The sequence below is a fragment of the Nocardioides gilvus genome, assembly GCF_003194605.1.
GTDB classification, from domain to species: Bacteria; Actinomycetota; Actinomycetes; order Propionibacteriales; family Nocardioidaceae; genus Nocardioides; species Nocardioides gilvus.
Genome location: NZ_QHKY01000004.1, coordinates 253,348 through 267,434, shown reverse-complemented (window position 1 = coordinate 267,434; position 14,087 = coordinate 253,348). Strand labels below are relative to the sequence as shown.

The following is a 14,087-nucleotide window of genomic DNA, read 5'->3' as shown; positions in this document are numbered from 1 at the left end:
CGGTACGGCCGGGCTATCGCGGCACAATAGGGTGGCCGCTCCCCCTTCGCCGACCCGCCTCGAACGAGGCGAGGACGATCAGGGTGAGTGCGGCGAGTGGGAGGGTGAACCACAGCATGACGGCGGTGAACCCCTCGAGCGCGTCGTGCTCGGTGGCCGCGAGCAGGACGTACGCCGTGTAGGCAACATAGAAGGCCATGAAGAGCACACCCTCCCACCGAGCGATCGCGAGCCCGGTGAACGCGACCGGCAGCAGTGCGACAGCGGCCGCGATCATGAGTGGGATGTCGAGGGCGACCGCCGCTGGCGCGACTGGTACTCCGTCTGCGGAGATCACGCCGGCCAGACCGAGCACGACGCAGATGTTGAAGATGCCGCTGCCGACGATGTTGCCCACCGCCAGATCACGCTCCCCGCGCCGGGCTGCGACCAGCGAGGTGGCCAGCTCGGGCATCGAGGTGCCCAGGGCCACAACTGTCAGCCCGATGACGAGACTGCTCACCCCTAACCCGGTCGCGATGCCGACGGCGCCGTCGACGAGCAACCGGGCGCCCACGACCAGGAGAGCCACCCCCACGGCTACTGCGGCGAGTTGCATCCAGAGCGCCCGCTCGATGCGCTGTTGGTCAGTGTCGGCGGGTGATGGGTCGGCCTGTCGACGGCCCAACACCAGGGCCAGCGCGGTGTATCCGACGATGATGGCCAGCAGGAGCGCACCGTCGCCGGCCGTGACGGTTCCGTCGGTGGCCAACGCGAGTAGCAACGCGGAAACGCCGACGAGAATGGGCAGGTCCAGACGCACCAGTTGGGCCTTGACGGTGAGGGGCAGCACAATCGCCGAGGCGCCGAGGATGAAGAGCACGTTGGCGATGTTGCTGCCCACCACGTTGCCCACAGCCAGGTCGGGCTCGCCGCCCAGAGTCGCATCGATGGTGACCGCCAACTCCGGTGCCGAGGTGGCGAAAGCCACCACCGTGAGGCCGATGACGAGTGGCGAGAGGCCGAGGCGGACAGCTAGGCCGGAGGCCCCCCGGACGAGCAGTTCCCCGCCTCCCACGAGCACGACCAACCCGCCAACCACCAGCAGCACGTCGACGATGTTCACGTCGTGCAGCCTAGACAGCCGTCGGTGACACTGCGACGGAAGAACTGATCGCGGACAGGACTCCCCAGGTCGGGCCAGATCTGGGCAGGCCACTCCCCCTCCGAGCCCACGACCCCGGCTACGACATGACTACGTTGACCAACGGAGACCTCAGGTTCCACCGCGGACGGTAGGAGCAAAACTGGGGCACACGTCAACAGCTTTCTGCGCATCGCATTCACAGTGCTCGCACTGAGTCGCCAGGTGCAGAGTAGAAGTCAGGCTGGCCCACCCTCGCTGGTGGGGCTGAGGGATTCCACGTCCACCTCGTGGCCCTCCGAGATCTGCTCTGCGACCCGGTCGCGCTGCTCGTCGGTGAGAGTCACTCCAGCCTCCTTGAGGCCCTTGTCCAGTTCGTCGTGAATGGTGCCCTCGGTGGCTGACTCCTGCCACGAGGTGACGCGCTCCACCACGTTGCGCAGGGCTTCGGTACGGGCATCTTCCTGATTCATGTCGGTCATGGAGACAGATTGCCCATTCGTCGCAGAACTATGCCTCCGGGCAGCAACTGATCTCAGGAGCGGTGAATCGATGCGCAGGCGACGCAGCGCGACGCCATCGGTCGTGCCTCGAGCCGGGCTTCAGGAATCGCAGTTCCACAACTGACGCACACTCCGTAGGTACCGGCCCTCACCTGGTCGAGGGCCGCGTCAATCTCCGCCAGGTGTCCCTCGGCCCCTTTCACCAGCGCGCCGATCTGTGACCGTTCGAAGGCGATGGTGGCACCCTCCGGGTCGTGCTCGTCATCGGCGTTGGTGTCCAGCGAAGCCGCGACGACGCCTCGATAGTCGCTGTTCAGACGGGCGAGACGGTCCAGCGTGAGGCGCCTCTCGGCCTCGAGCGAATGCACCGCGCGCTCGGCGCGTTCGCCGGGATCCATGAACTGGAAACTACGACGACACGACGCTGCAGGCAACATCCCATGCCCGTTGCCCTGACAGGCGAACGGCCACACCGGCGCCCCTTGCTGAGGTGTAATCTCTGGCTCGGCGCATCGAGGACTCCGAACTCCTCACGCCTGAGAGGATCCGTCGTGGGGATGTCCAGTCAGCTCGAGATCGACCCGGGCAAACTGGCGGACCCCACCGCCGAGCGGCTCTGGACCTCTGCAACGGTCGTCACGTTCGTACGGACGGTTGCAGCCGTCGCGCTGTCCACCTGGGCGGCGTACGACGGCAGCCTGAGGCTGTTGGTGATCGGCCTGGCTGTCTACTGGGTCGGAGACATGCTCGACGGCTTCGTCGCCCGGCTCCTGGACTGCGAGACGCGCATCGGCGGCACGATGGACATCCTCTGTGACCGGATGTGCGCCGCGGCCTTCTACGTTGGCCTGGCCTGGCTCCAGCCGGAGTTGTCGCCGGCGATCTTCGTCTACCTCTTCAACTTCATGGTGATCGACCACTTCCTGTCGCTCACCTACCTGGCCTGGCCGATCCGAAGTCCCAACTACTTCTACCTGGTCGATCACCGCATCTGGTGGTGGAACTGGTCCAAGCCCGCCAAGGCAGTCAACTCGGCCTTCTTTGCGGTGTTGCTCCTGGTGACCGGATGGATGTGGGTGGCCCTGGCCATCGCCGTCGCGCTGGTCGTGCTGAAGATCTGGTCGATGACGTTGCTCTTCAAACTCGGACTCCCCCTGCCGACGGCGCCGCTGCCCTCCACGTCCGGCTGATCTGCGGTGCTGCTCCTCGGTACGTTCCTCTACTGCATCGGATCAGCGTTGATCCCGGTGCTCAATGCCGAGGTCTACATCGCTGCCGTCGGCACGACGGGCGGTTCGGCGGTGTTGCTCGCCCTGGTCGGGGGCGCTGGGCAGATGGTGGGCAAGGTCTTCTGGTACTACGCCGGCGCCGGTGGCACGAAGATTCCCGCCATCGCGCGGACCATGGCCAAACCCGCATGGCAAGCACGCCTGCACAAGTGGCAGGGCCGGATCCTGGACAGGCCGGTCAAGACGGTGGGTCTCCTCTTCCTCTCCTCCTTCGTGGGACTCCCCCCGTTCGCGGTCATCTCGGTGCTCGCGGGGGTCCTCGAGATCCGCCTCTGGGTCTTCCTGGTCACCGGACTGACCGGGCGCTTCCTGCGCTTCTGGATCATTCTCAGCGGGGCTGGGTATCTCCTCGACTGGGCCCACTGGTGAACGAGAGCCGTTGTTGGACTCCGCCTCGGTCGACCTGACAGGTGCAGGTGCAGGTGCAGGTGCCGAGCGGGCCTCAGCCTGACTGACGGCCGACGTACGCGGCCAGGTGCTGCCCGGTGAGCGTCGAGGCGTCCGCGACGAGTTCCCTCGGCGTGCCTTCGAAGACCACCCGGCCGCCGTCGTGCCCGGCTCCGGGACCCAGGTCAACGATCCAGTCAGCGTGTGCCATCACGGCCTGGTGATGCTCGATGACGATCACTGACTTGCCTGAGTCGACCAGACGATCGAGCATGCCGAGCAGGTTCTCCACGTCGGCGAGGTGCAGCCCCGTGGTCGGCTCGTCGAGGACGTAGACGTCGCCCTTCTCCCCCATCTGCGAGGCCAACTTGAGCCGCTGGCGTTCGCCCCCGGACAGCGTCGTGAGCGGTTGGCCCAGGCGTACGTAGCCCAGCCCGACATCCACCATCCGGGTGAGGATCTTGTGAGCCGCAGGGATCTTCGAGTCCGCCGCCGCGAAGAACGCGTGCGCCTCGGCGACCGGAATGTCGAAGACATCGGCAATGCTCTTGCCGCCCCAGGTGTAGTCGAGAACCGAGGCATCAAAACGGCGACCGCCGCACACCTCGCACTCGGTCGCGACGCTCTGCATGATCGCGAGGTCGGTGTAGGTGACGCCGGCTCCCTTGCAGTTGGGGCAGGCGCCCTCGGAGTTGGCACTGAAGAGTGCCGGCTTGACGCCGTTGGCCTTGGCGAACGCCTTCCGGATGGGCTCGAGCAGTCCGGTGTACGTGGCCGGGTTGCTCCGCCGCGATCCCTTGATGGGCGCCTGGTCGATGGCCAGCACCCCGTCACGCTTCGAGACCGAACCGTGGATGAGCGTGCTCTTGCCCGAGCCGGCCACGCCCGTGACGACGCAGAGGACTCCGAGCGGGATGTCGACGTCGACGTGCTGCAGGTTGTGGGCGTCTGCACCGCGCACTTCGAGGGCGCCCTGCGCCGGGCGTACGTCGTCCTTCAACTGCGCGCGGTCGTCCAGGTGGCGACCGGTCAAGGTGTCACTGGCACGGAGCCCTTCGAGCGTTCCCTCGAAGCAGATCGTGCCGCCGGCCGTGCCTGCCCCCGGGCCCAGGTCGATCACGTGATCGGCGATCGCGATGGCTTCAGGCTTGTGCTCCACCACCAGGACGGTGTTGCCCTTGTCACGCAACTGGAGGAGGAGCTCGTTCATCCGGGCGATGTCGTGCGGGTGCAGGCCGATGGTGGGCTCGTCGAAGACGTACGTGATGTCGGTGAGAGCCGAGCCGAGGTGCCGGATCATCTTCACCCGCTGCGCCTCTCCCCCGGACAGGCTGCCGGCGGGCCGCTCCAGGCTCAGGTATCCCAGGCCGATCTGCACGAAGGAGTCGAGGGTCTCGACCAAGGTCTTCAGCAATGGAGCCGCCGAGGGTTCGTCGAGGTCACGGACCCACGCGGCCAGGTCGCTGATTTGCATGCGGCAGGCCGTCCCGATGTCGACCCCGGAGATCTTCGACGAGCGGGCGGCCTCCGAGAGACGGGTTCCGTCGCACTCGGGGCAGGTGGCGAAGACGATCGCACGATCCACGAAGGCGCGGATGTGGGGCTGCATGGACTCGCGGTCCTTGGCGAGGAACGACTTCTGGATCTTGGGGATGAGGCCTTCGTAGGTGACGTTGATTCCGTCGACCTTGATCTTCGTGGGCTCCTTGTGGAGCAACGCGTCCAGCTCGTCGGCGGAGAACTGACTGATCGGCTTGGTGGCGTCGAAGAATCCGCACCCGGAGAAGATCCGGCCGTACCAGCCCTCCATGGAGTAGCCCGGGATCGTCAGGGCGCCCTCCATGATCGACTTCGAGTCGTCGTACAACGCCGTCACGTCGAAGTCGGACACGTTGCCGCGACCTTCGCAGCGCGGGCACATGCCGCCGGTGATGGAGAAGGTGCGTCGTTCGACGACGGTCTTGCCGGCCTTCTCGGTCTTCATCGCGCCCCCGCCCGAGGCCGAGGCGATGTTGAACGAGTACGCCTGGGGCGAGCCGATCGAAGGGCTTCCCAATCGACTGAAGAGGATCCGGAGCAGGGCATTGGCGTCGGTGGCCGTCCCGACCGTCGAACGCGGGTCGCCGCCCATCCGCTCCTGGTCGACGACGATGGCGCTGGTGAGACCCTCCAGGACGTCCACGTCCGGGCGGTTCAGTGTGGGCATGAAGCCCTGGAGGAAGGTCGAGTAGGTCTCGTTGATCATCCGCTGCGACTCCGCCGCGATGGTCGAGAAGACCAGCGAGGACTTCCCCGAGCCGGAGACGCCCGTGAAGACGGTGAGTCGACGCTTGGGGATCTCCACCGAGATGTCACGGAGGTTGTTCTCCCGAGCTCCGTGGACCCGGATCAGGTCATGGTGGTCCGCCGGGTGGGCGTTCATCGGGGCCTCCGTGCTTTGCTCTGCCCGGCCACCCCGGGTCGCAGGGGTGCCACGTTACCCAAGTCAGCCCCTACGAGGGGCTGGCAAGGTACTCCCCCAACGACACTCCGCACCGTACGCGCCGTCGGGACTTGGTTTATCTCATATCTGAGATAGCGTGCTTCCCATGACGCAGGACTATCTCGGACGTATCGGCAACATCATTCGTGACGCACGCAAGCACCGAGGCATGACTCAACAGCAGTTGGCGGAGGCCCTGGGCACGTCCCAGAGTGCCATCAACCGCATCGAGAAGGGCCACCAGAACCTCTCGCTGGAGATGTTGGCCCGCTTCGGCAGTGCCCTGGACTCCGAGATCGTCTCGGTCGGTGCTGGTCCGACCCACCTGCGCGTCACCGGTCCGACCACACTCTCGGGCTCGATCGACGTCAAGACCTCGAAGAACGCCGGCGTCGCCCTGCTCTGTGCCTCCCTCCTCAACCGCGGACGTACGACCCTGCGCAAGGTCGCCAGGATCGAGGAGGTCAACCGGCTCCTCGAGGTCCTGGAGTCGCTCGGCGTCCAGACCCGGTGGCTCAACGACCAGAACGACCTCGAGATCATCCCGCCGGAGCACCTCGACCTGAGCGCGATCGACGAGGAAGCAGCTCGCCGCACCCGCTCGGTGATCATGTTCCTCGGCCCCCTGTTGCACCGCGTCAACGACTTCCACCTCCCGTACGCCGGTGGCTGCCAGCTCGGCACCCGCACGGTGGAGCCGCACATGGCTGCCCTGCGTCCGTTCGGTCTGGAGATCAAGGCCAACGAAGGTGCGTACCACGCGATCGTCAACCGGGCCGTCGACCCGGTCCGGCCCATCGTCCTCACCGAGCGGGGCGACACCGTGACGGAGAACGCCCTGATGGCGGCTGCCCTCCACCCGGGCACCACGGTGATCCGCAACGCCTCCTCCAACTACATGGTCCAGGACCTGTGCTTCTACCTGGAGAAGCTGGGCGTCCACATCGAGGGCGTCGGTACGACGACCCTCAAGGTCACCGGCGTCGAGCGGATCGACGTCGACGTGGACTACTCCCCCAGTGAAGACCCGATCGAGGCCATGTCGCTGCTCGCTGCGGCGATCGTCACCAAGTCGGAGATCACGATCAAGCGGGTGCCGATCGAGTTCCTGGAGATCGAGCTCGCACTGCTCGAGGAGATGGGGTTGCAGTACTCCCGCACCGAGGAGTACACGGCCAACAACGGCCGCACCCGTCTGATCGACCTGACCACTCGTCGTTCCGAGCTGCGCGCACCTCTCGACAAGGTGCACCCGATGCCGTTCCCCGGCCTCAACATCGACAACCTGCCCTTCTTCGCGGTGATCGGAGCCGTGGCCGAGGGCCAGACGCTGTTGCACGACTGGGTCTACGAGAACCGGGCCATCTACCTCCTCGAGCTCAACAAGCTCGGTGCCGACGTCAAGCTCCTCGACCCGCACCGGGTGATGGTGCAGGGGCCCACGCGGTTCTCCGGCGCCGAGATCATCTGTCCCCCGGCCCTGCGTCCTGCCGTGGTCATCCTGCTCGCGATGTTGGCGTCGAAGGGGACCTCCGTGCTTCGGTCGACCTACGTGATCCACCGCGGGTACGAGGACCTGGCCAACCGACTCAACACGCTGGGCGCCAACATCGAAACCTTCCGAGACATCTGAGGAACGAGCCGCAGGCACGCTGAGCGCAGCGAAGTGTGGTGGAGGTGAGTCCCGGAAGATGTCGACCACGAGTACGAGACATCTGAGGGACCTCGGGGTCGTCCCACTCTCACTCGTTCCCTGTCCGTGGGGCGTGTGATGGGGCATACTCACGGCCGTGATCGGTCACGACACCGGGCATCAATACCTGGACTCAGGAAGGCCCGTGCTGGCCTTCGCCCACCGCGGTGGCGCGCTCCACCCCGACGTGGTCGGGCTGGAGAACACTGAAGCGGCCTTTGCACACGCCATCTCCTTGGGCTACGTCTACCTCGAGACCGACGTGCACGTCACCAGCGACGGTGTCGTACTGGCCTTCCACGACAACGTTCTCGACCGGGTCACCGACCGCACCGGCGCGGTGGCCGACCAGACGTACGCGCAGATCCGCGAGGCACGGATCGGGGGTCGGGCCCGCATCCCCACCATGAGTGAGCTGTTGGGCGCCTTCCCGCAGGCCCGGTTCAACATCGACATCAAGGCACCCGGGACGGCCCAGCCGCTGCTTGACGTCATCGCCGAGCACCGCGCCTGGGACCGAGTGCTCGTCGGGTCCTTCTCGAGGACCCGGATGAAGGAGTTCCGCGCGTTGGCACGAGGGCGGGTGCCCACGTCGGCGCATCCCTTCGAGGTGGCCGCTTTCCGACTGCTGCCGAGCGGACGGCTGGCCCGGTTCGTGACCGGTGGACACGTCACCGCCCTGCAGGTGCCCGTGCACCGCGGGCCGCTGCGCATCGTGACCGCCGGCTTCGTACGCAGGGCCCACGCGGCGGGCGCCCACGTCCACGTGTGGACCGTCGACGACCCCGAAGAAATGCGGGACCTCCTCGACCGCGGTGTCGACGGCCTCGTCACCGACCGGACCGACATACTCAAGGACATCCTGCTTCACCACGGGCTCTGGAGGGACCACCCATGACAGACACCATCACCGCTCCCCCGGCTCGAACGAGCCGCGGCAAGGGCGCAGTACTGGCCTGGGGTCTGTGGGACTGGGGCTCAGCAGCCTTCAACGCGGTCATCACCACCTTCGTCTTCACCGTCTACATCACCTCGGACTCGTTCGGTGACGGCGCCAGCGTCAAGCTGGGCTGGGCATTGGCGATCGCCGGTCTGGTGATCGCCCTCGTCGCTCCGGTCACCGGCCGGCGGGCAGACCGTGCGGGACGGCGTACGTTCTGGCTCACCGTCAACACCGCGGTGGTCGCAGCAGCGTCGTTCGCCCTCTTCTTCATCGCCCCGTCACCGGACTACCTGCTGCTGGGTCTGGTGCTCCTGGCAGTCGGCAACATCTTCTTCGAGTTCGCCTCGGTGCAGTACAACGCGATGCTCAACGAGATCTCGACGCCCGCCACTGTCGGCCGGGTCTCGGGGCTGGGCTGGGGCCTGGGCTACATCGGCGGCATCGTCCTGCTGCTGGTGGTCTACTTCGGCTTCATCAACCCCGAGGTCGGCCTCTTCGGCATCACCAGCGAGAACGGCATGGACGTGCGTGTCTCGATGCTGCTGTGTGGCATCTGGACGGTCCTCTTCAGCCTGCCGGTCATTCTCACGATCCGCGACGACAAGGCGACCCGCGGCGCGAAGGGACCCCAGGTCGGGATCGTCCAGTCGTACCGGGACCTCTACAAGACGGTCCGCGACCTGTGGCACCACGACCGCAACACCGCGTACTTCCTGCTCAGCTCCGCAATCTTCCGAGACGGCCTGGCCGGAGTCTTCACCTTCGGCGGTGTGCTGGCAGCCGGCTGGTTCGGCTTCTCCCCCGGGGACGTCATCATCTTTGCCGTGGCAGCGAACGTGGTGGCCGGCATCGCCACGGTTTCGCTCGGGGTGCTCGACGACATCTTCGGTCCCAAGCGGGTGATCATGGGCTCGTTGGGTTGCATGGTCGTGCTCGGCACGCTCGTCTTCATCTTCCACGACGGCGGCACCCAGGCCTTCTGGATCCTCGGACTGGCCCTCTGCGTCTTCGTCGGGCCCGCGCAGTCGGCGTCGCGGACCTTCCTGGCGCGGCTGATCCCCGAGGGGCGCGAGGGCGAGCTCTTCGGCCTTTACGCGACCACCGGACGTGCAGTGAGCTTCATGGCGCCCGCCGCGTTCTCCGGGATGGTCCTGCTCGGGGCGGCGTTGACCGGGGCGGAGAACCTGGACGACGTCCAGTACTGGGGCATCATCGGCATCGTGCTGCTGTTGCTCATCGGCCTGCTTCTCCTGCTGCCGGTGAAGAGTCGCCTCAACGAGGAGTCCGCGCTCGCTTCCTGAATTCTGGGGTTGCGTTCTGCGGGCTGAACTCACTCAGATTCCTGCTTGATTGGGCGGAATCTTGGGGGACTCGCTAACGTTGGACAGGAGACGGTCGCAGACGCTTGGACCCCATGGCGTCACGGAACCCCATCCCGACCGTCTCTTTCCCGTCAACACGGGGACAACTGATTGTGGAGGTGGCTCAATGGCGGAGCGCACACTGCGAGGCGCGAGGCTCGGTGGCCAGAGTTTCGAGGACGAGCGCGGCATCGAGTTCGCTGGTCGTCAGCAGGTCGGCTACAAGTGCAAGAGCGGTCACGCGTTCGAGGTGACCATGTCCGACGAGGCTGACATTCCGGCCTTGTGGGAGTGCCCCAAGTGCGGCAGCGAGGCGCTGAGCACCCAGGGCATCCTCCCTGACGCTAAGAACGAGAAGCCCGTGCGCACGCACTGGGACATGCTGCTCGAGCGTCGTTCGGAGAAGGAACTCGAGGAAATCCTCAAGGAGCGCCTCGAGCTCCTGCGCGGCGGCGAGATCGGCCCGGCGCACCTGCACCGTGCCAATGCTCGCAAGCGGGTCAAGGCCGGCGCCTGACCCAGCTCAAGAGTTAGGGATCGACCACTTCGCCCCGGATCACGGAACCATCGGTTCCAGGTCCGGGGCGGCGTGCGTCTCGGGGCTGCGGAGCGGCTCCGAAGGGCGAGGTGGCCAGCACGCGGCTGGCGACCAGACCTGTCAGCAGCCGTCGGCACACGGCCCTCGAGCCGGGCAGGATCAGCAGGAGCGCGAACGCGTCGGTCACGAAGCCCGGACTGAGCATGAGGGCGCCTGCCAGGATGACCAGGGCGCCGTCGGCCAGTTCCTTCGCCGGCATCTGACCCGCCCGCAACGACTGTGTCAGCGCTCGCCAGGCCTTGGAGCCCTCCCGGCGGATCAACCAGCCGCCGGCGATCCCGGTCAGGACGAGCAACAGGATCGTCCATCCGGCGCCGATGACCTGCCCCACCTGCACCAGCACGAAGAGTTCGACGAGCGGCAGGACCACCAGCACCAGGACCAGGAGCCAGCGCAGGGAGGAACGACGAGCGTTGTTCATGACTCCATCATGCGTGACGGTGCCCAACGAGACGCCTGCGCAGTTGGGCACGACGCTCGGAGATCCCCCAACGAGTGATGAGTTTGAGTGACTCGGTAGCGACGTTCTTGCTCATCTTGGAGTCCCCCCGCTCACGCTCCACGAACTCGATGGGGACCTCGGTGATCCTCAGTCCCTGCTGGGCCGTCCGGTAGGCCATGTCAGTCTGGAACACGTATCCCGTGGAGGTCACGGTGTCGATGTCGATGGCTTCGAGGGTCTGGCGGCGGAAGAGCCGGAACCCGGCAGTGGCGTCCTTCACCTTCAGGCCCAGCAGGATGCGCACGTAGATGTTGCCGCCCCGCGAGAGGAACTCCCTGGAGCGGGGCCAGTTGACGATCGAGCCCCCGGGGACCCACCGCGATCCGATCACCAGGTCGGCGCCGGCCCCCAGGGCGTCCAGCAACAAGTGCAACTGCTCGGGCTGGTGCGAGCCGTCCGCGTCCATCTCACCGATCACGTCGTACCCCTGGTCCAACGCCACCCGGAACCCGTTGCGGTAGGCAGCTCCGAGCCCGGCCTTCTCGGTGCGGTGCACCACCTGGATCTGTGGGTCGTCCGCAGCCAAGGTCTCGACCAGCTTGCCGGTGCCGTCGGGTGAGTTGTCGTCGACGACCATCACGTCGATCTCGGGCTGGGCGCTGCGCAGCCGCTTGATGATCCACTCGATGTTGTCGGCCTCGTTGTAGGTCGGGACGACCATGACGACTCGGCCCAGTGACGACTGGTTCGGTGACGACTGGCTCACGCTTGACTCCCTCGGATCGGACGTGCTCGGCGAGCATAGGGCACACGGCCCCTCAGCGGGCCGAGCGCCAGAGTGAGCAGCACGGCAAGAACCACCGCCACCCGTCCCGGCCAGACACCCAACCACACTGCGGGTGTCACCCGGGAGGAGAGACCCACCTCGTGGACGACCGCAGAGGTCGTGCGCGGGTCCGCCTCGGCGAGGACCCGACCGCGAGGATCAATGACGCCGGTCAGCCCGTTGGTGGCCGCGACTGCCACCGCGCGGCCCGTCTCCAGGGCCCGGAGTCGGGTGATGGCGTACTGCTGCTCGATCTGGTGGGTCCGGATGAACATCGCGTTGCTGGTCTGCACCGTCACCAACTGGGCCCCGTTGCGGATCTGGGTGTGCAGCCCTTCGTCGTAGGCGACGTCGAAGCAGATGGCGTCGGCCACCTGGATTCCCCCGACCACGAGCGGAGACGGGCGCGTCCCGCTGAGCATGTCGCGGCCGATCTGGCGCAACTGCCCGAGGTTCTCCTTGAAGACCACCTCGCGCCAGGGGATGTACTCGCCGAACGGCACGGGCCAGCGTTTGGTGTAGCGGTCACCGGGACCCGTCCGCGGGTCCCACACGATGCCCTGGTTGAGCACCTGGTGCGACTCGGGCGCGTCCACCATCGCGCCCACCAGGACCGGGACACCGATCGCCGTCACCGCCCGTTCGATCCCGGTGTTGACCTGGGTGTCGCGGAAGGGGTCGACAGCCGTCGAGTTCTCCGGCCAGAGCACGAAGTCGAGTGCAGGTGCTGCACCGGAGCGGACATCTGCGGCCAGCGCCACGGTCGCCTCCACGTGGTTGCGGGTGACCTCGCGGTGCACTGCCACCAGGTCGTCACCAGACCCGGGGACGTCACCCTGGACCGCCGCCACCGTCGCGGAGCCTTCGGTTCGTGGGTCCCAGGTCAGCACGTTGGGTGTGATGGTCAGCGCCGCCAGGACAAGCACGACGGGCACCCCGACGCGGGCCGCAGGCCGATCGGCGACCAACCACGCCAGGACCGTGCCCGAGAGGGCCAGGAGGAAGCTGACGCCGGTGAAGCCGTACCAGGGCAGCCCCTCCGCCCACACGGAGTCCACGACGCCGTACGAGAGCCGGCCCCACGGCATGCCGCTGAAGGGCCACGAACCGCGTACGGTCTCCACCGCCACCCAGCACACGGCCGCCCACAACGGCCACCACCTGGAGCGTCCCACCACGGAGAAGGCCAGGCCCAGGGGCACGAAGAAGGCTGCTTCCAGGGCGGAGAGGCCGATCCACGCGTCCGTACCGACCGCGCGCATCCACACCTGCAGGACGAAGAAGAACGCGATCCCGAAGGTCAGGGACGGGAGCCAGGCCGTTCGGGGCGCAAGGCCCCGAACGCAGAGCAGGAGCACTGCCACGCTCGGCAGCGTCAACCAGGTCCACGCCAATGGCTCCGAGGCTCCGGCAAGTGCCACACCGGCGACAGCGGCGAGGAGGACGCGGAGGAGCACGCAGCCAACGTACCCGCTGGGTGTGTGGGGCTGGATCTCAGTTGCCTGCCAGCGCCAGGGCCAGACGCTCGCTCGAGGTCCCCAGACCCCAGGTGGCGTCGAGTGCGGCCACGGCGTCCTGATCCGCCGGCTGGCGGGGGCGGAGCATGCTGCCGCGGTCCAGATCGAGGTCACGGCGCACGGCCACGACCACCGGTGCGACTTCCAGGTAGTCCAGCGCGGCGAGGATCCTGCGTCGTGGGCCGGCAGCCATCCCCGACTTCTCGTCGTGGGCAGCCGCCACGATCCCGGCGACGTCGTGGAACTGCGTCAACAGTGACGCTGCCGTCTTCTCCCCCACCCCGGCCACTCCGGGGAGCCCGTCGGAGGCGTCTCCGCGCAGCGTCGCGAAGTCTGCGTACTGGGCGGCCTCGACGCCGTACTTGGCGCGCACCCAGGCGTTGTCGACCCGCTCGTGCTTGCTGACTCCTCGAGCGGTGTAGAGGATGCGGACCTGCTGCTCGTCGTCGACCAGCTGGAAGAGGTCGCGGTCACCGGTGACGACGTCGACCGGCATGCCGGCTCCGGTGGCGAGGGTCCCGATGACGTCGTCGGCCTCCATGTCCTCAGCGCCGATGACCGTGATCCCCCACGCCGCCAGCACATCGAGGATGATCGGGATCTGGACCTGGAGGGGGTCCGGGACCTCCTCCACGTCAGCCGCACCGGCGACCTCCTCGACGACACGGTGGGACTTGTACGTCTCGACCAGGTCGACGCGCCACTGCGGGCGCCAGTTGTCGTCCCAGCAACAGACCAGGTGGGTCGGGTCGTACTCCTCGGTGAGGCGACTGATGAAGTCCATCAGGCCTCGTACGGCGTTGACGGGCGTCCCGTCGGGGGCACGCAAGGTGTCCGGGACACCGAAGAAGGCCCTGAAGTAGAGGGAGGCGGTGTCGAGCAGGAGGAGACGCTGGTCAGACATGGCGGAAGCCTGTCACAGG

General features: G+C 66.9%; 14 protein-coding genes. 6 read left to right on the top strand and 8 right to left on the bottom strand.

The window, feature by feature from the left end; genetic code table 11:
- Positions 1–13: 13 nt before the first annotated feature.
- The 3 genes from DNK52_RS13135 to DNK52_RS13125 all read right to left on the bottom strand — a co-directional run bounded on the left by DNK52_RS13135 (position 14) and on the right by DNK52_RS13125 (position 2,024).
- The gene (locus DNK52_RS13135) at positions 14–1,105 is read right to left on the bottom strand and encodes a calcium/sodium antiporter (protein WP_110241459.1); all 1,092 of its coding nucleotides are present in this window, start codon (positions 1,103–1,105) and stop codon (positions 14–16) included.
- A 257-nt stretch (positions 1,106–1,362) separates the two neighbouring features.
- Positions 1,363–1,605: a hypothetical protein gene (locus DNK52_RS13130; protein ID WP_204163527.1), complete on the bottom strand. Its 243-nt coding sequence runs from the start codon at positions 1,603–1,605 to the stop codon at positions 1,363–1,365.
- Positions 1,606–1,658: 53 nt separating this feature from the next.
- Complete coding sequence (locus DNK52_RS13125) at positions 1,659–2,024, bottom strand: TraR/DksA family transcriptional regulator (RefSeq protein WP_110241458.1); 366 nt, start codon at positions 2,022–2,024, stop codon at positions 1,659–1,661.
- Between the two features lie 159 nt (positions 2,025–2,183).
- Here DNK52_RS13125 and DNK52_RS13120 point away from each other — a divergent pair, with 159 nt between their 5' ends.
- Complete coding sequence (locus tag DNK52_RS13120; protein ID WP_110241457.1) at positions 2,184–2,816, top strand: CDP-alcohol phosphatidyltransferase family protein; 633 nt, start codon at positions 2,184–2,186, stop codon at positions 2,814–2,816.
- A gap of 6 nt (positions 2,817–2,822) precedes the next feature.
- Complete coding sequence (locus DNK52_RS13115; protein ID WP_110241456.1) at positions 2,823–3,284, top strand: YqaA family protein; 462 nt, start codon at positions 2,823–2,825, stop codon at positions 3,282–3,284.
- Between the two features lie 73 nt (positions 3,285–3,357).
- Here the strand turns inward: DNK52_RS13115 and DNK52_RS13110 are convergent, their stop codons facing one another.
- A complete protein-coding gene (locus DNK52_RS13110) occupies positions 3,358–5,724 on the bottom strand; it encodes an ATP-binding cassette domain-containing protein (protein WP_110241455.1) in 2,367 nt (788 codons plus the stop codon).
- A 166-nt stretch (positions 5,725–5,890) separates the two neighbouring features.
- Here DNK52_RS13110 and DNK52_RS13105 point away from each other — a divergent pair, with 166 nt between their 5' ends.
- The 4 genes from DNK52_RS13105 (at position 5,891) to DNK52_RS13090 (ending at position 10,298) form a co-directional block, all read left to right on the top strand.
- Positions 5,891–7,417: a helix-turn-helix domain-containing protein gene (locus DNK52_RS13105; RefSeq protein ID WP_110241454.1), complete on the top strand. Its 1,527-nt coding sequence runs from the start codon at positions 5,891–5,893 to the stop codon at positions 7,415–7,417.
- 157 nt (positions 7,418–7,574) lie between these two features.
- Positions 7,575–8,375 (top strand): glycerophosphodiester phosphodiesterase family protein, encoded by an 801-nt coding sequence (locus DNK52_RS13100; RefSeq protein WP_110241453.1) that lies wholly within the window; start codon positions 7,575–7,577, stop codon positions 8,373–8,375.
- The gene (locus tag DNK52_RS13095; protein ID WP_110241452.1) at positions 8,372–9,721 is read left to right on the top strand and encodes an MFS transporter; all 1,350 of its coding nucleotides are present in this window, start codon (positions 8,372–8,374) and stop codon (positions 9,719–9,721) included. Before DNK52_RS13100 ends, DNK52_RS13095 begins: the two co-directional genes overlap by 4 nt.
- Positions 9,722–9,908: 187 nt before the next feature.
- On the top strand, positions 9,909–10,298 hold the full coding sequence (locus DNK52_RS13090) for an RNA polymerase-binding protein RbpA (RefSeq protein WP_110241451.1): 390 nt from the start codon (positions 9,909–9,911) through the stop codon (positions 10,296–10,298).
- Between the two features lie 13 nt (positions 10,299–10,311).
- On the opposite strand, the gene DNK52_RS13085 is transcribed toward DNK52_RS13090, so the two are convergent.
- From DNK52_RS13085 to DNK52_RS13070, 4 genes are read right to left on the bottom strand one after another with little or no spacing between them, the layout of a single operon-like run.
- Positions 10,312–10,800 (bottom strand): FxsA family protein, encoded by a 489-nt coding sequence (locus DNK52_RS13085; RefSeq protein WP_110241450.1) that lies wholly within the window; start codon positions 10,798–10,800, stop codon positions 10,312–10,314.
- Between the two features lie 7 nt (positions 10,801–10,807).
- Positions 10,808–11,587, bottom strand: a complete 780-nt coding sequence (locus DNK52_RS13080; protein ID WP_239455576.1) for a polyprenol monophosphomannose synthase — start codon at positions 11,585–11,587, stop codon at positions 10,808–10,810.
- Positions 11,584–13,104, bottom strand: coding sequence for an apolipoprotein N-acyltransferase (gene lnt, locus DNK52_RS13075; RefSeq protein ID WP_110241449.1), 1,521 nt, complete (start codon positions 13,102–13,104; stop codon positions 11,584–11,586). The genes DNK52_RS13080 and lnt overlap by 4 nt, the downstream gene beginning before the upstream one ends.
- Positions 13,105–13,141: 37 nt before the next feature.
- Positions 13,142–14,068, bottom strand: a complete 927-nt coding sequence (locus DNK52_RS13070) for a 5'-3' exonuclease (protein ID WP_110241448.1) — start codon at positions 14,066–14,068, stop codon at positions 13,142–13,144.
- Positions 14,069–14,087 lie beyond the last annotated feature (19 nt).

What these genes read in the sequence shown, in the direction of transcription:
- DNK52_RS13130 (WP_204163527.1), bottom strand. Translation starts at nt 1,605, where the DNA reads ATGACCGACATGAATCAGGAAGATGCCCGTACCGAAGCCCTGCGCAAC.
- DNK52_RS13110 (WP_110241455.1), bottom strand. Translation starts at nt 5,724, where the DNA reads ATGAACGCCCACCCGGCGGACCACCATGACCTGATCCGGGTCCACGGA.
- DNK52_RS13120 (WP_110241457.1), top strand. Translation starts at nt 2,184, where the DNA reads ATGTCCAGTCAGCTCGAGATCGACCCGGGCAAACTGGCGGACCCCACC.
- DNK52_RS13070 (WP_110241448.1), bottom strand. Translation starts at nt 14,068, where the DNA reads ATGTCTGACCAGCGTCTCCTCCTGCTCGACACCGCCTCCCTCTACTTC.
- DNK52_RS13105 (WP_110241454.1), top strand. Translation starts at nt 5,891, where the DNA reads ATGACGCAGGACTATCTCGGACGTATCGGCAACATCATTCGTGACGCA.
- DNK52_RS13125 (WP_110241458.1), bottom strand. Translation starts at nt 2,024, where the DNA reads ATGGATCCCGGCGAACGCGCCGAGCGCGCGGTGCATTCGCTCGAGGCC.
- DNK52_RS13085 (WP_110241450.1), bottom strand. Translation starts at nt 10,800, where the DNA reads ATGAACAACGCTCGTCGTTCCTCCCTGCGCTGGCTCCTGGTCCTGGTG.
- DNK52_RS13090 (WP_110241451.1), top strand. Translation starts at nt 9,909, where the DNA reads ATGGCGGAGCGCACACTGCGAGGCGCGAGGCTCGGTGGCCAGAGTTTC.
- DNK52_RS13095 (WP_110241452.1), top strand. Translation starts at nt 8,372, where the DNA reads ATGACAGACACCATCACCGCTCCCCCGGCTCGAACGAGCCGCGGCAAG.